At 68.2% G+C, this 19,697-nt stretch carries 17 protein-coding genes; 2 read left to right on the top strand and 15 right to left on the bottom strand.

The annotated features are described in order from the left end of the window. Position 1: 1 nt before the first annotated feature. The 7 genes from ASE34_RS04385 to ASE34_RS04355 all read right to left on the bottom strand — a co-directional run bounded on the left by ASE34_RS04385 (position 2) and on the right by ASE34_RS04355 (position 6,665). Complete coding sequence (locus tag ASE34_RS04385) at positions 2–247, bottom strand: hypothetical protein (protein WP_072590746.1); 246 nt, start codon at positions 245–247, stop codon at positions 2–4. A gap of 151 nt (positions 248–398) precedes the next feature. Beyond that, the gene (locus ASE34_RS04380; RefSeq protein ID WP_056276916.1) at positions 399–1,049 is read right to left on the bottom strand and encodes a GntR family transcriptional regulator; all 651 of its coding nucleotides are present in this window, start codon (positions 1,047–1,049) and stop codon (positions 399–401) included. A 137-nt stretch (positions 1,050–1,186) separates the two neighbouring features. After that, positions 1,187–1,828, bottom strand: a complete 642-nt coding sequence (locus tag ASE34_RS04375) for an NADPH-dependent F420 reductase (RefSeq protein ID WP_056276913.1) — start codon at positions 1,826–1,828, stop codon at positions 1,187–1,189. Positions 1,829–1,884: 56 nt separating this feature from the next. Next, positions 1,885–2,832, bottom strand: a complete 948-nt coding sequence (locus ASE34_RS17740; RefSeq protein ID WP_056276909.1) for a GNAT family N-acetyltransferase — start codon at positions 2,830–2,832, stop codon at positions 1,885–1,887. A 31-nt stretch (positions 2,833–2,863) separates the two neighbouring features. Beyond that, positions 2,864–3,298: a Fe-S cluster assembly sulfur transfer protein SufU gene (gene sufU, locus ASE34_RS04365; protein ID WP_056276906.1), complete on the bottom strand. Its 435-nt coding sequence runs from the start codon at positions 3,296–3,298 to the stop codon at positions 2,864–2,866. Then, on the bottom strand, positions 3,295–4,617 hold the full coding sequence (locus ASE34_RS04360) for a cysteine desulfurase (RefSeq protein ID WP_056276905.1): 1,323 nt from the start codon (positions 4,615–4,617) through the stop codon (positions 3,295–3,297). The genes sufU and ASE34_RS04360 overlap by 4 nt, the downstream gene beginning before the upstream one ends. Positions 4,618–4,673: 56 nt before the next feature. Further along, positions 4,674–6,665, bottom strand: a complete 1,992-nt coding sequence (locus ASE34_RS04355; RefSeq protein ID WP_056276902.1) for a sigma-70 family RNA polymerase sigma factor — start codon at positions 6,663–6,665, stop codon at positions 4,674–4,676. Positions 6,666–6,819: 154 nt separating this feature from the next. Here ASE34_RS04355 and ASE34_RS04350 point away from each other — a divergent pair, with 154 nt between their 5' ends. Next, positions 6,820–8,406 (top strand): PucR family transcriptional regulator, encoded by a 1,587-nt coding sequence (locus tag ASE34_RS04350; protein ID WP_056276897.1) that lies wholly within the window; start codon positions 6,820–6,822, stop codon positions 8,404–8,406. Between the two features lie 4 nt (positions 8,407–8,410). On the opposite strand, the gene ASE34_RS04345 is transcribed toward ASE34_RS04350, so the two are convergent. From ASE34_RS04345 to ASE34_RS04325, 5 genes are all read right to left on the bottom strand, one after another. Further along, positions 8,411–10,315, bottom strand: a complete 1,905-nt coding sequence (locus ASE34_RS04345) for a sigma-70 family RNA polymerase sigma factor (RefSeq protein WP_056276895.1) — start codon at positions 10,313–10,315, stop codon at positions 8,411–8,413. Between the two features lie 259 nt (positions 10,316–10,574). Next, positions 10,575–11,168 (bottom strand): hypothetical protein, encoded by a 594-nt coding sequence (locus tag ASE34_RS04340; protein WP_056276892.1) that lies wholly within the window; start codon positions 11,166–11,168, stop codon positions 10,575–10,577. Next, positions 11,165–12,127 carry a class C sortase gene (locus ASE34_RS04335; RefSeq protein WP_056276889.1) on the bottom strand — a complete coding sequence of 321 codons (963 nt, stop codon included), beginning with the start codon at positions 12,125–12,127 and terminating at the stop codon, positions 11,165–11,167. The genes ASE34_RS04340 and ASE34_RS04335 overlap by 4 nt, the downstream gene beginning before the upstream one ends. A gap of 102 nt (positions 12,128–12,229) precedes the next feature. Beyond that, a complete protein-coding gene (locus tag ASE34_RS04330) occupies positions 12,230–13,711 on the bottom strand; it encodes a SpaH/EbpB family LPXTG-anchored major pilin (RefSeq protein WP_053098784.1) in 1,482 nt (493 codons plus the stop codon). A gap of 67 nt (positions 13,712–13,778) precedes the next feature. Further along, positions 13,779–16,304 carry a prealbumin-like fold domain-containing protein gene (locus ASE34_RS04325; RefSeq protein ID WP_056276887.1) on the bottom strand — a complete coding sequence of 842 codons (2,526 nt, stop codon included), beginning with the start codon at positions 16,302–16,304 and terminating at the stop codon, positions 13,779–13,781. A 210-nt stretch (positions 16,305–16,514) separates the two neighbouring features. Between ASE34_RS04325 and ASE34_RS04320 the strand changes: the two genes are divergently transcribed. Next, positions 16,515–17,162 carry a LysE family translocator gene (locus tag ASE34_RS04320; protein ID WP_056276883.1) on the top strand — a complete coding sequence of 216 codons (648 nt, stop codon included), beginning with the start codon at positions 16,515–16,517 and terminating at the stop codon, positions 17,160–17,162. A gap of 9 nt (positions 17,163–17,171) precedes the next feature. Here ASE34_RS04320 and ASE34_RS04315 read toward each other — a convergent pair whose 3' ends face one another. The 3 genes from ASE34_RS04315 to ASE34_RS04305 all read right to left on the bottom strand — a co-directional run bounded on the left by ASE34_RS04315 (position 17,172) and on the right by ASE34_RS04305 (position 19,641). Further along, on the bottom strand, positions 17,172–17,969 hold the full coding sequence (locus ASE34_RS04315; protein WP_053098781.1) for a DUF1206 domain-containing protein: 798 nt from the start codon (positions 17,967–17,969) through the stop codon (positions 17,172–17,174). Between the two features lie 67 nt (positions 17,970–18,036). Next, positions 18,037–18,669: a GyrI-like domain-containing protein gene (locus tag ASE34_RS04310; protein ID WP_056276881.1), complete on the bottom strand. Its 633-nt coding sequence runs from the start codon at positions 18,667–18,669 to the stop codon at positions 18,037–18,039. Between the two features lie 108 nt (positions 18,670–18,777). Further along, complete coding sequence (locus ASE34_RS04305; protein WP_056276878.1) at positions 18,778–19,641, bottom strand: AraC family transcriptional regulator; 864 nt, start codon at positions 19,639–19,641, stop codon at positions 18,778–18,780. Positions 19,642–19,697: the final 56 nt, after the last annotated feature.

Raw genomic sequence — 19,697 nt, 5'->3', positions numbered from 1 at the left:
CTCATGGCAGGAACCCGGAGGTGTCGGTGAGCAGCGTCTCCTGTTCGGCGATGGTGGTGCGCAGTGCCGTCAGCTGCTCGGCGAGACGGAGGTTCACCTCGCGCGCGAGCTCGAGCCGCTCTTCCGCCTGGACGACAGCCGCCCTCGCCTCGGCGAGGGCATCCACACGCTGCTGATCCGCGACAGCGATGAGCACCGTTCCGCCGAGGAGCAGCAGTCCCCCCGCGACGACGGCGACGCCTCTCATATCGCTCCCCAGGACACGACTCTCCGGAACCATTCCGTATGGCCAATATATCCCCGCGGGAGACCGCTCTCCAGGCCGGTCGGTGGTCGGCCGCGCGGCGCGGTCGTGCGCTGCGTTCGCGCGGCACGCCGGGCCGGGCCGATCAGATCGACTATGCCTGGTCGCTGAGGCGTCGCTCGGCGGCTTCCTGCCCGCTGGCCAGATGGCGCGGGACCATCACGCGCAGGGCGTCCGTGTCACGCGCGGCGACCGCTTCGAGGATCAGCCGATGCTCCTCGGCCATCGCGAGCAGATCGTCGTGCTGCCCGAAGAGCCAGCGCAGCCGTGTGACGAACACCGCGATGAGTTCGCCCAGCATCTCGTTGCCGGCGAGCTCGGCCGAGATCTCGTGGAACTCGCCCGCAGCGATCCGCGCTGCCTCGATCTCGCCCGCGGATGCTGCGGCGAATTCGCGCTCATAGGCCGCTCGAAGCCGCGCGATCCCCTCGTCGGTGTGACGTTCGGCGGCGAAGACGAAGATCAGGGTCTCGATCGCCTCGCGGACCTCCCCGAAGTCCCGGATGTCCCGATGCGTGAACTCCCGCACGACTGCCCAGGTCCGCGGGCGTGCGACGACCACTCCCTCGCCGACGAGAGTGCGGATGGCCTCGCGCACCGGAAGCCGCGAGACGTTGAGCTCGGCCGCGATATCTCGTTCGACCAGCCGGGAACCGGGGGCGCGCCGACCGAGCACGATGTCATCGCGAAGAACGCGCGTCACCCGCACCGACTCGAGTTCGCCGGCAATCCCCACCCCCGCCATGACCGAATTGTCTCACTCGGAGAACCGCCCGACAAGTTTGGTATCCCAACGCGGCGCATATGTTACGGGTGCTCCATCGGGGCGGACAGAGAAAAGGGGAGCGAATGCCTCGGCATCCGCTCCCCTCGTCCGTGTCGTCAGGGCAGACGGTTGGCGATCGCGAGGTTCGCCGTCAGCTCGTCGGCGTTCTGGCGCACGACGTATGCCGGGCGATCGCGCTCGACCCTCCAGGACTCGCTGAGGGGTCCGACGTTGACCGTGTCGAAGCCGGCCTCGTCGTAGAAGCGGGTGACGAAGGCGACGGCCTCGGCGTCATCGCCCGCTGTGGCGAGGGCGCGTCGATCGGGTGTGCCCGCGGGCGATCCGTCGGTCGTGATGTCGGCCGCGAGGATGTGGTTGAACGCCTTGGCGATGCGCGACGTCGGCAGCTGCGCCTGCAGAAGCTCCGATGTGGTGGTCTCGCCGCGGTCGAGGGCCTCGATGTGCCCATCGCGCTCGAAGTAGTAGTTGTTCGTGTCGAGCACGATCTTGCCCGCGAGCTGCTCGACCGGCAGCTCGTCGATCTTGCCCAGGGGGACGGTGACGACCACGGCGTCTCCGGCCGCAGCCGCATCCACCGCGGTTGCGGCAGTCGCTCGATCGCCGAGTTCTGCGACGAGATCCGAGAGCGTCTCCGGTCCACGGGAGTTCGCGATCATCACGTCGTAGCCGTTCGCCACGGCGACCCGTGCGATCTGGCTGCCGATGTGTCCTGCACCGATGATTCCGAGAGTAGTCATGTGGGGCCCAACGCCCGTCCCGCGCCGCTATTCCCGCGTGACCCCGCGTGTCGCGATCACACCGTGAGCAGGAAGCGCTCCTCGACCCGGCGGTAGCCGAGGCTCTCGTAGAGACGGATCGCCGATGCGTTGAAACCGAAGACATGCAGCCCGATCGAGTCGGCACCGAGTCGTGCGGCCTCGCGCTCGGCCGCGAGCATGAGATCACGACCATAGCCCTTGCGGCGCTGGTCCTCGGCGACCTCGATGTCGAGGATGAACCCGTGCGGGCGCCCTCCTCGCCGACGGATGCCGATCCACAGCACCCCGACCTCGATGCCGTCCACGTGGGCGGTGAACAGCTCCTGCCCCTCCGAATCGATGCCGTCCGGCAGCTCGAGCTCCATCTGCCGGTGCGACTCGACGACGGCATCCTCCGCCGAATACCGACCGGATGCCACCAGGTCTTCCGCGAAGGCCGCCTCGGACGCGGCAGCGAAGCTCGCGAAGCGCTCCGGGGTCATCGGCGCCACGACGAACGCGCCGTCTGACGGCTGTGCCGCCCGAGACGGCAGCGGTTCGAGAAGCATCTGGATCGACGCGACCTCGAATCCCCGCCCCTCGACGAAACCGCGACCAGCGGTGTCGGACGAATGCAGGGCGACACTCAGACGACCGACCTGCTGCCTCCGCGCGAGCGTCATCAGCTCGTCGAGGAGGCCGTCGAGCTGTCGGCCACTCGGCTCGGTCGCGAACGCGAGATCGACGATGAACAGCACGCCGTTGTTCGCGGCGAGCCAGACGGTGCCGATCTGGGCGTCGCCGTCATCGATCGTGAGGATGAGCGAGGTCTCGGTGTCGTGCCCTGCGGGGAGCAGCTCGTCGAGCACGGCGTCCACGTGCGAGACGGCATCGTCGCCGACGTGCATCCCGGACTCCTGCCGCAGCGACACGAGTCGTGCTCTCGTGGCCTCGCGCCAGTCGTCGAAGGCGTCTGCGGTGAGAGGAGTCAGTTCAAGAGGCATGATTCCATCCTGCACCGCATCGCCTCGGTGCTCAGGACTTGTGGAGTGCATCCTCCGCAGCGACCCAGGCGAGCATGGCGCACTTCACCCGTGCCACGTATCGCGAGACGCCCCCGAGAGCAGCGGCATCGCCGAGCAGCTCTTCATCCGGTTCGATCTTGCCGCGCGAACGCATCGCCTCGCGGAACGCGGCGATGCGGATCTCGAGCTCGTCGACCGTGAGCCCCTCGGCGAGCTCGGCGAGCAGCGACGCGGATGCCTGCGAGATGGCGCATCCGTGTCCTTCCCACGCGATCGCCTCGATGCCGCCGTCGGCGCCGCGGTGCACTTGCAGAGTCACCTCGTCACCGCAGGTCGGGTTCACCTGGTGCGACTGCGCGGCGATCTCACCCCGGAGCCCGAACCCGTGCGGGGTGCGGGAGTGATCGAGGATGAGCTCTTGATACAGGTTCTGCAGGTCGCTCATGCGCCCCTCCGGAAGAAGTCGATCGCACCCTGGACGCCGTCGATCACGGCGTCGATCTCGTCATCGGTCGTGTACAGGTACGTGCTGGCCCTCGTCGATGAGGTGACGCCGAGGCGACGATGCAGCGGCTGTGCGCAGTGGTGTCCGACACGCACCGCGATGCCGCGATCATCGAGGAACTGCCCGACATCGTGCGAGTGGATGCCCTCGACGTCGAAGCTCGCGAGGCCCACACGCGGCAGATCGATGCCGGCACCGAGCACGCGCACCCCATCGATGGCCGTGAGCCCCTCGACGAGTCGCGCGCCGAATGCAGCCTCGTGCGCCGCGATGCGCGGCATCCCCACCGCCGTCAGATAGTCGATCGCCGCGGCGAGCGCGACCGCCTGGGACACCCGCTGGGTGCCGGCTTCGAACCGCTGCGGCGGCGGCAGGTATTCCGCCTCCGTCGTGGTGACGGTGGTGATCATCGATCCACCCGTCAGGAACGGCGGCATGGCCTCGAGCAGCTCGCGCCGCCCGTAGAGCGCGCCGATTCCCGTCGGCCCGAGCATCTTGTGACCGGACACCACGGCGAAGTCGACGTCGAGTGCGCGGACATCCAGCGGCAGATGGGGTGCCGACTGGCAGGCGTCGAGCACGACGAGCGCGCCGACGGCGCGCGCACGCGCCACAAGATGCTCGACCGGATTGATGACGCCGAGCACGTTCGACACATGCGTGACGGCGATGAGCTTCGTGCGGTCGGTGATGAGATCTGCGGCGGCGTCGAGCCGGAGTGCACCGTCGTCGTCGAGCGGGATGACCCGCAGGGTCGCTCCTGTGCGGGCCGCGAGTTCCTGCCACGGGATGAGGTTGGCGTGGTGCTCCATCTCGGTCGTGACGATCTCGTCGCCCTCGTGCAGACGCAGGCGCTCGGCTGCCGCTCCCCCGCGGCCGAGCGAGGCGTTCGAGATCGAATACGCGATGAGGTTGAGCGCCTCGGTGGCGTTCGACGTCCACACGATCTCGCCCTCGTCGGCACCCACGAACCGCGCGACGGCGGCCCGAGCGTCCTCGAACACCTCGGTGGCCTCGGCCGCGAGAGTGTGCGCACCACGGTGAACGGCCGCGTTGAGGGTGGTGGCGAACTCGCGTTCGGCGTCGAGCACGGCGAGCGGACGCTGCGACGTCGCACCCGAATCCAGATACACGAGCGGGTGCCCGTTGACCTCGGAGCGCAGGATCGGGAAGTCCTCGCGGAGTCGCCTCACCTCGACATCGGTCAGCGGGCCGCCCCCGGTCGGGGCGATCACGTCGGATTCGCGGGAGATGCTCATCCTTCTAGCTTCTCATCTGGCGCACCCCGCGGGGCCCTGCGCACACGGGGCGACGGTCAGGGAACGACGAGGATGTAGTCCGTGTCCGAGATGCCGAGGATCCCCGTCGCCGGGTCGACGTAGCGCAGGGTGATCCGATGGAGCCCGGGCCGGATGTCGATGAACGACACGATGGTCGAGGAGTCGTCGAGCAGCGCGAGCGACGCCGTCTCCCCGTCCAGGGACACGGATGCCGTCGAGCCGGCGACGCCGCGGACGTCGAGCGAGAGGTCATCCCGTCGCCCGTCGCCGTCGGAGTCGACGCGGGAGATCGCACCGTCCGAGTCTTCGGCGAGCCCCGGGACCGGGAAGTAGAGGCGCCCCGTCGGATCACTCACCGTCCGCACGCCGGTGGTCCGGGATGTGTGGCGCATCGAGATCGACATGCCCTGGTGAAGCGTGTCGACATCGGGGCGCACCGAGAAATCTCCGTCAGGACCGACGAGGGTGGAGGCGATCACGAGTCCGGTCTCGTCGACGATCTGCACCGCTGCTCCCGGAGTTCCCGTGCCGGTGATGGTCGGGGGAACAGTCGTCCCCGGCAGGATGCTCCAGTCCATCGTCACCGGCTCGACGACGGGAGGCTCGACGACCGGAGGGTCGATCACCGGAGGGTCGACGGCAGGCGGCTCGACGACGGGAGGGTCAACCACCGGCGGGTCAACCACCGGGGGCTCGATCACCGGAGGGTCGACGACAGGAGGGTCGACCATCGGCGGGTCGACCACCGGAGGGTCGACGACAGGAGGGTCGACGACAGGAGGGTCGATGACCGGCGCCTTCACGGCGGGAGGCGCGATGACCGAGGGGCCGCCGGCGGGAGGCGCGACCACGGACGGGTCGACCACCGGGGGAACCACGATGATCGGGTCGATGACGACCTCGGGGCCGGCGTGCTCCTCGGGAACGGTCACGGGCGTCTGCGGGTCGACACCCGTCTCGGCCTCCTCCGCCGGCGCGATCGGGCTCGGGACCGCCGTCGATTCGGGCGACATGATCGGCGCCGGAGATGCGACGACGAGCGCGGACGACGGTGTCGACGACTCCTCGGCGTTCGGCGCGCCCACGGGCGCCAGCTGTGCGGCCACCGCTGCGACCGCGACGACGGCCCCGGCTGCCGCGACGGATCCGCCGACGACCAGCCACCGAGCGGTACCCCTGGGCATCCAGGCCGGCGCAGACGCAGCCGTCGCAGGCGCAGGAGATCCGGCCGAATAGGCTAACGCCGCCGGTCCGCCGATGATCACGGGAAGCAGCACGGCGCGCAGCTTCGATGACGCCTGCTCGATCTCGGCGCTCGCCATCGTGCACCGCTGGCAGCGCTCCAGGTGCGCGTCGAATCGCGCTCGGTCGGCACGCGCCACATGGCGCCTGCGCCCCTGCGCCACGATGCGCTCGCAGACCCACCGGCATTCCGGGTCACGTCCCGGTTCCTTGATGTGGGCCTGCAGCCAGGCGAGCTTGAAGCCCTCGCGCGCCCGGGCCGCCAGCACCGAGACGGCGTTGGGAGTCATGCCCATGAGCGGCGCGATCTCACGCGGCTTCATGCCCTCGACTTCGAGGTACCAGAGCAGTGTGCGCCACCGTTCGGGGAGGTCCTTGAACGCCACCGTCAGCAGCGCCTTGTCAGAGAGCAGGTCGAGCGAATCCTCCGTGTGCTCGGCCGGAAGCTCCTCGATGTATTCGAGCGCGACGACGTCCTTCTGCTTTCCTCCCCATGTGGCGGCCGCGCTGCGCACGGCCGCGAAGATGTAGGGACGGAACGCATCCGTCGGACCTCCGCCATTGCGGATCGCGCTGAAGGTCTTGGCGAACGCCTCACTGACGAGATCCTCGGGGTCGATCGAGCTCGTGATCGAACGCGCCGCGCGGAGGGCTGCCGGCGAGTGACGATCCCACAGCACGCCGAACGCACTGCTGTTCCCCGCTCGGGTCGCGAGGACGAGCTCGTCGTCACTCGTCTCGGGATCGATCCGCGTGCGCCGCTCGCGCACTGTCGACGAGCTCATAGCGCGACCCGTTCGGCGCGAATCGAGGCAGGAGCAACGGACGGGTCGTTCACAGGGATCCCTTTCGACTTCTTACTGTCAGTCTCGCGACATCGCGATCTGACCGGTATGTAGATTCATACGAGAGTTCTTGACACCGAATAGAGAAGATTCCATGGCCTTCGATGACATCCGCGCCGAAGCTCCCACGTTGCGCGACGCGCTCCGTCTGAGCGACGGGAGGCTCTTCTCCCCCCGTCGAAGCACGCGGCTCGATGCCAGGACGTACGTGGGCGTGGAGTTCTACGATCCGTCGGCATCCGCATCCGACTACACCGATCGCATCGTCCTCGGGGCCGGTGTCGCGACGACGAGCGTTCCGGCCCTCGTCGCCGAGCTGGCCGATGTCGGGGCGGCCGCGCTGGTGGTGCGCGCTCCCGATGACGGCGATGGCCTGGAGCGCATTGCCCTCGATCTGCACGTCGCCCTGCCTGTCCTCCACCACAGTGACGGGGACTGGGCACAGCTGGCGAACGTCCTGCGGTCGCTGCTGAGCGGTCACTCGATCGGCCGGGTCTCGGGTGTGCGACTGGGAGACCTCTTCGGCCTCGCCAACGCCATCGCCACCCTCGCGGACGGTGCCGTCAGCATCGTCGACTCGACCGGTCAGATCGTCGGCTACTCCACGCACAGCGAGCAGCCGATCGACGACGTCCGTCGACGCACCACTCTGCTGCTGCAGGAGGACATCTCGATCGCATCCGACTCGCGCTACCGGTCGCTGCTCCGCGCCAGCGAGGCACGGCACTTCCCCTCGAGCACCGACGAGTTCGGACGCGTCGGGATCGCCGTGCGAGCGTCCGGCGAGCTGCTCGGCTCTCTCTGGGTGATCCAGATCGATCCATCGCCGGCCGCCCGGACCCGGTCCCTGCTGGAGGAGATGGAACCGATCGTGGCCCAGCATCTGCTTCGTGCTCGAGCGGAGGCGGGCGACCGGGACCGTCGGACATCCGACCTGCTCCGCACGCTTCTCGAAGATCGACGGCATGCCCGCGGCGCGGCGTCGCAGCTCCTCATCCGTCCCGAAGCCGGATGCACGGTCGTGTGCTTCCGGATCACCACGTTCGACGAGGTGGAGGCGATGCGCGGTCTGCAGCGAGTACTCCATCTGGCGATGAGCGTGTCCGGCGCCGCTTTCCCCGGCTCCCACAGCGCGGTCGTCGGCTCGGAGGTCGTGACGCTCATCCCGGGCCCGAACGCGGCTGCGGTCGAGACCTTCACCCAGGCGGTGATCCGGATCGACGACGCGTTGATCGCCGGCATCGGCACGCGCGCGTACGACATCAACGGCATCGGCCGTTCCTATCGTGAGGCCGGGGCCACGGCCGGCGTGCTCGTGAGTTCGTCGCTCCGCGACGACCATGAGCTCCGCATCGCGACCTTCGACGAGATGCGCGATCGCCTGGCGATCCTCCAGGTCGCCGACCTGATCGACGGCCTGGATGCCACGGTCGGCGACGCCGCGAGCATCCTCGCCGAGCATGATGCCGCGCAGGGCACCCGTCTGACGCACACCATGCGGGTCTTCCTCGACCAGCTCGGCAGTGTGCGTGAGACCGCCAGCGCACTGCACGTTCACCAGAACACCGTCCGGTATCGGCTCGATGTCGTGCGCAACGAGCTCGGGATCGACATCGATTCGCCGGCCACGCGACTCTGGCTCTGGCTCCGGCTGTCGGCGACCGCGCGCACCGCAGTGTGAGGACTCATTCGATCGCCGCCGGCAGCAGCACGGTCACTCCGGCACGACCCGTGGACGGCTCGATGTACCGGGCGGCGACGAACGGCTCATCGACACCGGATCGCACGACGATCCCGTCGATGTCGTCGGTCGCGAGCCGCACAGTGCGCGATCGCCCCTGCTCATCGAGCAGCTCGACCCACGCATCCGGTGCGGCGCTCAGATGCAGACAGCTGACAGCGCCGAGGGACGCCTCAGGACAGGCATCCTGGTCCGCGGCCGCGATCGTGGGCGTCGCGAAGGTGAGCGGCCCCATCGCCTCCGCCCACTCGGTGACTCCGGTCGCCGCGTCGTACTGCCTCACGCTGAGCGTCATGCCCTGACGCAGGGCTTCGCCCGAGACGTCGAGCACGAATGCGCCGTCTTCGTCGATCACCCCGGTGTCGAGCATGACGCCGCTCTCGTCGGTCACCGTGACGACCGCGCCTGCAGCGCCGACCCCCTCGATCAGATCCGGCACGAGAGAGTCCTGGGCGATCGACCGGGTGATGCGGAACTCCGCCAGGTCGATGGGCGGCGGTGTCTCCGACGGAGCGTCGGTCGGGGTCGGGGTCGGAGTCGGGGTCGGAACCGCTGTCGACGGGGCCGGGGCGATACTGAGCGGGGTCAGTGGGGGCTGCCTCTCGCCGGGTCCTGGGGTCTCCGGTTCACGGCTCGCGTCCGAATCGGGCTCCAGTCCCGCATCGACCTCGGGCTCCGGCGACGGCAGGGGCTGCGGTTCGGGCATCGGCTCGGATGCGGGCGGCTGAGTCGGGAAGCGCGGCAGATCTTCGAGAACCGGGCCCGCCTCACCGGAGACCGACGCCTCGGAGATCGACCGGGTGAGTTCCGAATCGTCCGATTCCTCGGCCGACAGACTCAGGACGCTGCCCGCCAGGATGACGGCGCCGACCACGACGACGGCGGTCGCCGCCAAGGCGGCCAAGCCACCGGCCGGTACCACCGCCGCTGCTCCGTGCGCGGCGACAGGCGCCCCCGCGCCGATCGAGGAGGTTGCTGCATCGGCCCAGCCAGACGACCCGGTGGACCCCACCACGGAGCTCGCGCCCATGACCTGCGCCTCCGCGGAGGCATCACCGGTGTAGATCGCCGCCGCCACGCCTCCCAACAGCGCGGCAGGCAGGATCGCCCGCAGCCGCTGCGAGACGGTATCGATCTCCGCGGCGACGATCCGGCATCCGCCGCACACGCTCATGTGCTCTCTGAAACGGTCGGCGTCGCCGACCGCGACCGGACGACCGCGACGGTCGACCACGCGCTCGCAGAACCACCTGCAGTCCTCAGACCGCGAGGGATCGTGGATGTGCGCCTCGAGCCAGGCGCGTTTGAAGCTGTCGCGTGCGCGCGCCGCGAGAGCGGAGACCGCATTGGCCGTCATCCCCATCAGGGGCGCGAGCTCTCGCGGCTTCATGCCCTCGACCTCGAGATACCAGAGCAGCGTGCGATGCCGAGCCGACAGCGTGCCGAACACGGCCGCGATGCTGGATCGCTCGGCGATGCGCTCGAAGGCATCGCCGCCCTCCGACGACAGATCGCCCTCCGAGATCAGGTCGATCGACAGGTCGGTCCCGTTGCGGGACCAGCGCGCGGCCGTGTTGCGCAGCGTGGCGAGGAGATATGGCCGGAACGCGTCGCTCGGCCCGCCGCCCGCCTTGGTCACCCGGAGTATCGACGCGAACGCCTCGCTCACGAGATCGTCGGGATCCGCCGAGGGCGAGATCGCTCGCGCGGCTCGGCGCGCGGATTCGACATGCCGGCGCCACAGGAGGGCGAAGTCGCCGATGTCGCCACCCCGCACCGCCTCGATGATCTCGGCATCGGACGGCTCACCCGAGATGTCGTCGTCGTCGAGATACGTACCGAGGATCATGCTGCTCCGGATGCTGTCGAGTCCGGCATCGCGAGCGCAGCGCCGGAGACGGTTGAGGGACGAGGCAGTGGGGATGCCTCGTCCCTCCGACTCTCGTAAGGGTCGAATCCGCTCTGAGAAGGTTCGGCCGGGGAGTGGTCGACCTCTGCTGTGCGGGCGTCGGCCGGGAACCCGACGCGAGGCCGATGGCCATACCTACAAGACCGGTATGACCGGAAATCGTGACGGTCAGAACCCGAGATTCTCGCTGTGCAGGACATCAGCTGCCGCTCGCCGCCGGGTCCACGGGCGCGAGCGACAGGAAGCGCATCTTGTTCTCGCCGTAGAAGCACGTCTGGACCATGAACTCCCCCGTCATACCGGTGAGTTCTTCGACGTTCGACCACTTGGGCGTGTGCCGCTCCTCGACCACCTCGTAGATCACGTCGGAGCCCTCGACGGTGACCCGCTGACCGAGCTCCCAGCCGAGGATCACGTCTCCCCCGCAGTTGTTGTGTGCGGCGAACAGCGGCAGCACGTCGTCGATGCGGTAGCTGATCATCTCGGTGAACGTGCCGTCGCATCGGTCGAGCTCGACCATCCCGCCCTCGACCCCGAGCCTGATGACGGGAAGCTCGTCGGGCGCGAAGACCTCATGGAATGTCTTCAGCACCGAGACTTTGACGTCACCGGTCACTTTGTCGACCGCATCGGGGGCGAGCACGGATGCGGAGAGGAAGGATGCTCCCAGTCCGACGAGCAGGATGCTGGTCGACAGCAGACCGATACGTCGCCGCGGGCGGCGGCGTGTCACGGGCTCGCCGGGTTCGTCGCCGTTCGCGGCGGTGCGGTCCACTGCGACGTCGACCGTCATGAGTCGGAGCCAGCGGACACGTGCGTCGCTCGTCGGCCGCTGCGGTTCTTCCGGGCACGGCGAGGCTTGACGACGATGAACGTGAGTGCCGGCACCCCGACGACGAGCAGTGCCCACCACGGGAAGCCGGCGGGGTCGGTGGTGTCCGCGATGGTCGTCACCGCGGAGTCCTCGGTCGGAGCATCGATGCGCTCTGCGCGCACGAGCAGGCGGTGCGTGTTGACGCCGGTGGGCGTGCACGTGACGAGCGTGAGGTAGTCCTTGCCTGCGACCTGACGCAGGTCTTCCGCGTCGTCGGGAAGCACGGTCTTGGTCTGATCGACCTCGTAGTAGAGGTCTTCGCCCAGTGCGCTGACGATGATGACGTCGCCCTCGACGAGTTCATCGATGTCATCGAAGAGGGTGGCCTGCACGAAGCCGTTGTGGCCGGTGAGCACCGAATGCGTCCCCGGTCCACCGACAGGAAGCGATGAGCCGTAGAGGTGCCCGATACCGCGAGACAGTGTGTCTTCATCGGTGCCGTGGAAGACCGGCAGATCGACGTGGATGCTCGGAATGCGAATCCGCGCCATCGTGTCGGTTCCCTCGGTGGTCAGAGTGTCGAAGTACGCCGAGGCCCCCTCGCCGATCGCCGTCTGCTGTCCGTCTGCTCCGAGGGCATACGGGTCGCGCAGCGGCCCGGTCGGAAGATTCTCGTTGTACTCCTCAGCGGCGGCGAGCATCTCGTCGACCGCCTCATCGGGGATCTGCTCGACGGACTGGATGTACCCGTCGACGTCGGTGTCGTGAGACCAGGCCGAGAACCAGGAGGCCGCGGTCGGGTAGACGAGGACCACGATGCCGATGGTCGCGATGAGCATGACGATCGACTGGCTCCATCCCCACCGCGCCTTCTGGGCGGTGGCACCCGTAGCGGGTCGCGCTGGGGCGTCCGGTGCGGACGCGTCGATGAGGGTCATGCTGCGCTTTCTGATCGGAGCTGGAGAAGAAGTAGGTGGAAACGAATGGGCCGTGCGGGGGAAGGGATCTCTTCACCTCCCCCGCACGGCCGGTCTTTCGGGTTACGCCTGTGCTGCGGCCTTGCGACGGCTGCGGATGGCGAGCAGGACCGCTCCACCGAGCAGCATGACGCCGCCGGCGAGGAACAGGGTCGTGCCGGTGCCACCGGTCAGCGGCAGGGTGAAGCCGGCGTTCGAGGGAACGTTGACGACCTCGAGGTCGACGCCCACAGCCGAGGTGGCGGCGGTGACGGTGAACTCGATCGGAGCTGCGAGCAGCTCGAATCCGTCGGGTGCGACGATCTCAGCGAGCCAGTACGACTGGTAGCCGTCTTCGCCCACGGCGACGGTGGCGTTGTCAGCCCAGTCGGAGTAGCGCAGACCCGAGATGGTCACGGTGCCGTCAGCGGCGACCGCGAACTCGGTCGAACCGGCGAGAGCGATGGCGTTGGTGCCGTCGATCGCGTCCTGCTGGGTCGGGTACACCGAGAACACAGCGCCGGTGAGCGGTGCGCCGGCCTTGTCGGTCTTCTCGACCGTGATGTCGCCCCACTTGGTGATGACCTCGGGGGTGACGGTGGGTCCGCCGGGCTCGCCCGGTGCGACCGTGTACGAACCGGCGTTCGGGTAGAGCACTGCCGTGTTGGCGATCTCGCCGACCGTGTTGACCTCGGCGGTGATGACGACCTGAACCTCGGTGGCGGGGTGAGCCGCGAGAACTGCGCGACCCGCGGCGGTGAACTCGACCGTGACCGCGTTGGTGGCGGCGTCGTGGACGACCGTGTAGTCACCCGCAGCGAGCGGGGTCCCGTCGACGAGCGTCACAGCGGCGCTCACGTAGTCGAGCTTGGCGTCGAGCGTGTCGACGATCTTGTAGCCGTCGATGACTGCGACGTTGGGGATGCCTGCCGTGATCGTGAAGTCGATCTCGTCGCCGAGCTTGATGTCGGCCGAGTCCTCGACGGTCTTGGTCGCCTCGGTGAGGGCGTTCTTCGGGTAGACGTGCACGTCGTACAGCCACGTGCTGTCATCGGCCGGGTCCGTCAGCGGGACCGTCACGAGGAACGGGGCCACGCCGGTGGAGCCAGCGAGCGGAGCGGTCTCCACCACGAAGTAGAGGCCGAGGTCGAGGTTCGCCAGGGCGATCTCACCGTTCGCGTCGGTCAGGGTCTGACCGCCGATCGCGCTGGCCGTGTATCCGGCAGCCGTGATGTCAGCGACGCTGTCGGGGTTCAGGTCGGCGAGATCGTTCGCGTCGACCCAGCCCTGGTTGCTCGTCAGGTCGATCGTGTCGACCTTGTAGACCGTGAAGCCCACGCCCGGCAGCGGTGCCAGTGCGACGTTCTGCTCGGTGCCGTCGTTCGGCAGGCCGGTGGGCGTCTCGGGTGCCTCGAACTTGTGGATCGTCAGCGAACCGACGGCGTCCGGGTCGACGAGGTTGGGCGTCGCGGCGCTTGCAGGCGCTGCGAGGGTCAGCGCGGCGACGCCTGCGACGAGCAGACCTGCCGCGACGCGGGATCCGCGTCCGTTGTTGGGAGTGTTCACTGTGTCTCTCTCTAGGTGGCCAGGTCGCCCTGGTGGGTTGCAGATGGTGGATTGTGAGAAGTGCAGATCAGATCTGCGGGTCTGTGGTGTCGGCACGTGTGTTGCGTCGGCGGACCCAGAGGGCCAGCCCGCCCGCGCCGAGCACGGTCAGGGAACCGGCGAGGATGTAGGGCAGTGCGCCCGTCCCTCCGGTGGTCGGAAGGGTCAGCGCCGGCACGTCGCGCACCGTGATGATCTGACCGGTGGAGGTCACCGCCTGATCGCCGCCTGCGGTGATGCTCACCGTGCGGTCCGGGTTGATGACGAACTTCACGGGAGCGGCGAGCAGGCTGAACCCGTCGGGTGCCGTCAGCTCGCTCAACCAGTACGTACCGGCCGGGATGCTGTCGATCTGGAACAGACCGGTCTCGACCCCGTTGATGGTGAAGGGAAGCGCCGTGCCCGGCTGCCCGTTCGCGTCTGCGAGCACCGCGAACGAGGAGCCGTCCATGCGCACCCAGGTGTTCGCTGCGGCTTCGCCGACCTTCTCGATCTTCAGCGGGATGCGGAACGGCTCGACGGGGGTCTCGGTGCTGTCGTTGTTCGAGCGCACCGGACCGCCCTTGGGGTCGGTTCCCGTGGAGTAGGCCGTGTTGATGACCTTCTTCGCGTCGACGTCTGCCTGGCCTATGACGTACGGCGCATTCGCGGCGCACGTCGAGATCTGGGTCGGCGCGATCGTCGTGGGCGTGCAGGTGACGGTGATGTTGCGCTGCGTCAGGCGGTCATCGACCACGGTGATGTTCGCGACCGTGATGTTTCCGGTGTTGGTGACGGTGAACGCGTACATGATGTGGTCGCCGAGCCCGGTCACGCCGTCCTGATCGATGTCCACGACCGAGGCGGTCTTGTCGAGCACGAGAGCGGGCGTCCAGGTGGCGGGGATGATCTCGTCATCGGTGTCCGTGACGTTCGGTCCGACCGCCGGCGTTCCAGTGGCCCGTGCGACGTTCGTCAGCGGAGCGCTGTCGAGGTCCGCCTGCTGCACCACGTAGGTGGCCGTGCACGTCATCTTGGCGCCACTGGCGAGTGTGGATCCCTGAATCGGTGTGCAGGACAGCGTCGTCATGTCGCCCGCACCCGAGAACGTGTCCTCGGTGATCCGCACGTTCGTGAGGTTCGTGTTGAGCGTCGTGTTCGTCGCGGCCTTGGGGGTCGTGTTGGTCGCCACGAAGCTGTAGGTGATGACGTCGCCGACCTTCGAGTACACCTTGTCGGGATCGGTGTCGCTCGTCACGGCGACGCCGTTCACGGCGGTGATGCTCTTGACGATGTCGATCGACGGCTGGATGACCTCCAGCGACGCGTTGGCCGGCGGGTTCAGGTTCGTCGTGATGTTGGCGGGACCGTTGATGTAGGTGCCGTTCACCGTCGAGGTGACATCGACCGTGATCGTGCACGATGCCTGTCCGAGGGCGAGGTCGCCGCCGGTGACCGACACCGAGGTTCCGCCGGCCGGCGCCGTGACCACGTAAGCCGCACCGGTGCGCTGCGTGCAGGTGCCGCCCACGTTCGGCGCCGCCGCGATCTTGAGGTTCGTCGGCAGCGCGTCGGTGATGGTCCAGTCGCTCTTGGCCATCAGGTCGGTCGTGTTCGTGACGGTCAGCGTCATCTTCGAGGTCGAGCCGTTGGTGATCACGGTCGGGCTGAACGCCTTGTCGAGCTGCGGGGTCACATCGACGATCTGCGGCAGATCGAAGGCGACGTCGTTGCCCGCGCCGGTGGCCGTCGCGTTGTAGAGCATCAGACCGAGGTTCGCCGTGGTTCCGACCGGCACCTGGTATGCCGCGGACTGCAGCTTCGCGATCTGCGTCTCCCAGACCGTGTTGTTCGTGCAGGGGTTGAGTCCCGTGCTGAGCACGATCGGGGTGCCGTTCACGAGGAGGCTGAAGGTCTCCTTGGGCTGGTTCGCTCCGCCGGCTGCGGGACAGTTGACCGCAGCGAAGTATGCGGAGACCGCGTAGTAGTGACCGCCGATGGCCGGGATGGTGTTGACCGTGCGGAACTGCGTGCCCGCGGCGATCGCTCCGTTCGTCGCATTCGTGTACGACGTCAGCACCTGGTTGGTCGCGGCCTGCGTCGTCGTCTGGCCCTGCGCGACTCCGAGTGCACGAGCCATCTGCTGCAGCGTCGTCCACGTCGTGCTGACGTTGTTCAGGCAGCCCAGGTCAGTGACGGGCGCCGTCGGAGTCGCACCGCTCATGATCCAGCCGTTGCACTGGTTGCCGGCCGGGGTGTACTGCGTCGAAGCCGTGTACGTCGAGTTCGCGGCTGCCGCACCGCCGACGTAGGTGGTGATCGACCGTGCGGCGAGTGCTGCGCTCTGATTCGAGAAGTCCTCGGTGTACACCGGAGTACCCGGCTGAGGCGTTCCCGGTGTGCCGGGCACCGTCGCCGCGGCTGTGATTCCACTGTTGGGGGCGAGCGTCGCTCCGGCGACGAGCACGCCGGCGATGGCGAGCACGCCGAGCAGCCGCGTGATCGCCCGTCGGCGAGGCGCGACTGCGGAGCGTAATGACCGCTCCGTCGTGCGGTGGTGCGAGCGAATGCTCATGAATGTCCCAATCCCGGCATGCCCTCGGCCCGCCGGATACGGCGGAGCGCGAGAGGCGGATGCCTGTCCCCGAAAGTCGTGTGTGTCCCCAGTGCGAGACAGGAAGCAGAAGCCGCCCGTCACATACCCAGACCCCGGCGCGGACTTTTTATGACGGGCGAGGGAGAAAACTTTTCGGGGGGGCTCTTCGGGCTGCCCTAAGCTCGCACCATGTTCAGCGCCGAGACCCTCGCGACCTTCGTCGTGGCCGCGTTCGTCATGGTCGTGATCCCCGGACCGACAGTGCTGTTCACGATCGGCCGGGCGATGGCCCTGGGGAGACTGGGCGGGTTCCTCAGCATCCTGGGCACGGCGCTCGGCTCGATCCTGCTCGTCATCGCCGTCGCTTTGGGCGTCGGCACCGTCGTGGCGCAGTCGATCGTGCTGTTCACGATCGTGAAGGTGCTGGGCGCCGGCTACCTCGTCTTCCTCGGCGTCCAGGCCATCCGGCATCGAAAAGATGCCGCGGCCACGGTGACAGGACCTGTGGCACGGCGATCAGGCGTGCGTCTGCTCGGTGAGGGGTTCGTCGTCGGGGTCACCAACCCCAAGTCGATCGCCTTCTTCCTGGCGATCCTTCCTCAGTTCGTCGACCTGCACGCAGGGTCGGTGCCGATGCAGCTCTTCGTGCTCGGCACGATCGTCGTCGCGATCGGAGTGGCCTGCGATGCGATCTGGGTGCTGCTGGCGAGCGCCGCGCGCGAATGGTTCGGACGCTCTCCGCGACGCATCGAGGCGATGGGCGCCACCGGCGGCCTGCTCATGATCGGGCTCGGCGCGTTCCTCCTGCTGTGGAACGACAAGCCTGCGAACGCCTGAGGCCGAGACTCACATACGCGCGAAGCGGGCGCGGACCATCGAGAAGACGCCGTAGATCGCGAGTCCGACCCCGACGAGCCAGAGGATCGCTCGGCCCAGCGGCAGGTCGACGAGGCTCCGCAGAGCCGCGTCGAGACCAGCGGCCTTCTGCGGATCCTGCGTCCACGCGGCCACCACGAAGAGCGCACCGGTGACCGCGATCGCGATTCCCTTGGCGATGTAACCGGCGACCCCGAGGGCGATGATCCCGGGCCGCGACGGGCCCGTCGGGACATCCATCGTCTTCTCGAAGCCCCGAGTGAATCCGATGACGATGAATCCGATGCCGACACCCGCGACGGTCAGACCGAGGAGGATGAGCGCCACGATGCCACCCGGCGCCGAGAGCACGACGGCGCTGAGCGCCCGAGAGGTGTCTTCGGATTCGACGTGCCCGCCGAAGGCGAAGATCAGGGCCAAGCCGGCGATCACGAGGTACGCGCCCGCGATGCCGATCAGCTTGATCCTCATCCCCCACTTCCTGGTCTCCTTGCCGCCGGTGAGGAGACCGCTGGCGACCTGCCAGACCGCGAGCGCGATCAGGGCCACCGCGATCACGCCGAGGACCAGCCCGCCGACGGGAGTCGAGCGGATCTGCTCCATCGCGCCGTCCTGATCGGCGTCTCCGCCGCCGCCGCTGGCGATCGACACGGCGATCGCCCCGATGATGATGTGCACGAGGCCGATCACCACGAATCCCGCCCGCGCCACGCGCCGGAAGGCATCGGATCGCTGCGCCGTGCGCGCGGCACCCTTCGCTGAGGTCATCCGAGCAGGATATCTGTCGGCGCGAAGACGTCGGAGGGGGTTGCGTCGGTGCCGAGAGCCGCCCTCGTCAGGTCGCTCTCTCGACGGGTTGGCGCAGGATCGTCCGGAGCTTCGCCGGTTCGACCCGTCGGACATCGCTGAGGTAGATCTCGTGGTGCAGGCCCGTCATCGACAGGCCGTTCTCGGGGATGAATCGATGGTGCAGCCCGTCGAGCACCGGGGCCTCGTCGTCGTAGGAGCCGATATGGAGCGTCTGCACGCTGAGCCCTTCGTCGAGGGTCTCGAGACGCACGGAGCGGAGGGCGGGTGCAGGCTGCTTCTTCTTCGCCAGCTTTGCCTCGACCGTGTCGACCGCGTGGTCGAACATCTCCGGGGTGACGTGGTCGGGCACCATGATCAGGAGAGTCCACCGCCACGCCGATTTGTCGCGGCGCGATGTGAACGACTCCATGTCGGGCGCGTGCCACTGCCCCTCGAGCGGCATCACGACCGTGTCGATCCCGAGCTGCTCCCTGCTCGCGAACTTGAGCGCGTAGGCGATAGGGAAGAGTGCGGACACTGCCTCCTGGTATGCCTGGGCGGTGTTGGGATCGCCCGCCCCGTCGACCATCAGATACTGCATCGAGGGAACATCGAGGATGCGGAACTCCCCGTGCTTCGCCTGATAGGCGTCGAGGGTCTTCTTCGGGTCGAGCGCCATCGCGGGTCCTCTCACGGCGGAATCGGCATCCGTCCGTCGGCACAGTGTCGCACGGGCGACGGACGTCAGGGTGGTCGGCGCGCATCCGCGCCGACCACCCTGACGCGCTCAGGCGGGCTCGACCGCGAGCCACAGCTCGCAGGACGCGTGCGTCCCGGTGAACTCGAGATACCGGACGATCGAGGGCGCGGGCCGCAGCCGCCACGGATTCGACGGGAACCACTCCGTCGCCGTCGCCGCCCACAGTGTCTGCAGGGTCTCCGGGAACGGACCCGTGGCGGCGAAGACCGCCCAGGCGCCCGCCTCGACCCTCACGAGATCGAGATCGTCGGGCACCGAGGTGGTCGGCCGCACGGAGACTCCGTGCAGGTAGGTGAGCTCGGTGCCCTCCGGCGCATCCTGAGCGATGTCCCCCGTGATGGCCAGGATCCCCTCGGGCTGCGCATCGCTCAGCGCCTTGAGGCGAGCATGCCCCTCCGGGGCGATCGAGGAGATGTGCGCCTGGATGTGCGGATTGGTGCCCTCGTGGATGAGCGGCACTCGTGCGGCATGGCCGACGAGGACGAGCTCGGGGGTGGTGGTGATGGTGACGTGCATCGGGGTGCTCCCTTCGACGCTCAGGCGGAACCGAAGCGTGGGTTGTGTGCGGAGAGGACCCCCGTCTCGGCGCGCATCGACCGGGCTGATCCCGTGCACGGCGCGGAACGCGCGGCCGAACGCCTCGATCGAGCCGTACCCGTGTCGCACGGCGACGTCGAGCACGTTCGGGGCGCCGGCGGCGAGTTCTGCGCCGGCCAGCGTCATCCGCCGACGGCGGACGTATTCCGACAGCGGCATCCCCGCCAGAGCCGAGAACATCCGGCGCAGGTGGTACTCCGTCGTGCCGTGCACGCGAGCGAACCCGGCGACGTCGATCTCGTCGCCGGTGCCCGCCTCGACGAGATCGACCAGTGCGTTGAGCGTTCCGATCATGAGGTCCTCCTTTCCCCACCATCGTGCGGCCCGAGGGCGATCTGCGACCCGACTTT

It is taken from the genome of Microbacterium sp. Root280D1 (assembly GCF_001428975.1).
Classification (GTDB): domain Bacteria; phylum Actinomycetota; class Actinomycetes; order Actinomycetales; family Microbacteriaceae; genus Microbacterium.
The sequence above is the reverse complement of the archived record's forward strand: the minus strand, read 5'-3'. Positions and strand labels throughout refer to the sequence as shown.

Coding starts and splice junctions, on each gene's coding strand:
- ASE34_RS04360 (WP_056276905.1), bottom strand. CDS start 4,617: ATGAGCATCTCCCGCGAATCCGACGTGATCGCCCCGACCGGGGGCGGC.
- ASE34_RS04375 (WP_056276913.1), bottom strand. CDS start 1,828: ATGACTACTCTCGGAATCATCGGTGCAGGACACATCGGCAGCCAGATC.
- ASE34_RS04380 (WP_056276916.1), bottom strand. CDS start 1,049: ATGGCGGGGGTGGGGATTGCCGGCGAACTCGAGTCGGTGCGGGTGACG.
- ASE34_RS04335 (WP_056276889.1), bottom strand. CDS start 12,127: ATGACCCTCATCGACGCGTCCGCACCGGACGCCCCAGCGCGACCCGCT.
- ASE34_RS04310 (WP_056276881.1), bottom strand. CDS start 18,669: ATGGCGCTCGACCCGAAGAAGACCCTCGACGCCTATCAGGCGAAGCAC.
- ASE34_RS04320 (WP_056276883.1), top strand. CDS start 16,515: ATGTTCAGCGCCGAGACCCTCGCGACCTTCGTCGTGGCCGCGTTCGTC.
- ASE34_RS04355 (WP_056276902.1), bottom strand. CDS start 6,665: ATGAGCTCGTCGACAGTGCGCGAGCGGCGCACGCGGATCGATCCCGAG.
- ASE34_RS04350 (WP_056276897.1), top strand. CDS start 6,820: ATGGCCTTCGATGACATCCGCGCCGAAGCTCCCACGTTGCGCGACGCG.
- sufU (WP_056276906.1), bottom strand. CDS start 3,298: ATGAGCGACCTGCAGAACCTGTATCAAGAGCTCATCCTCGATCACTCC.
- ASE34_RS04315 (WP_053098781.1), bottom strand. CDS start 17,969: ATGACCTCAGCGAAGGGTGCCGCGCGCACGGCGCAGCGATCCGATGCC.
- ASE34_RS04345 (WP_056276895.1), bottom strand. CDS start 10,315: ATGATCCTCGGTACGTATCTCGACGACGACGACATCTCGGGTGAGCCG.
- ASE34_RS04385 (WP_072590746.1), bottom strand. CDS start 247: ATGAGAGGCGTCGCCGTCGTCGCGGGGGGACTGCTGCTCCTCGGCGGA.
- ASE34_RS17740 (WP_056276909.1), bottom strand. CDS start 2,832: ATGCCTCTTGAACTGACTCCTCTCACCGCAGACGCCTTCGACGACTGG.
- ASE34_RS04325 (WP_056276887.1), bottom strand. CDS start 16,304: ATGAGCATTCGCTCGCACCACCGCACGACGGAGCGGTCATTACGCTCC.
- ASE34_RS04305 (WP_056276878.1), bottom strand. CDS start 19,641: ATGATCGGAACGCTCAACGCACTGGTCGATCTCGTCGAGGCGGGCACC.
- ASE34_RS04340 (WP_056276892.1), bottom strand. CDS start 11,168: ATGACGGTCGACGTCGCAGTGGACCGCACCGCCGCGAACGGCGACGAA.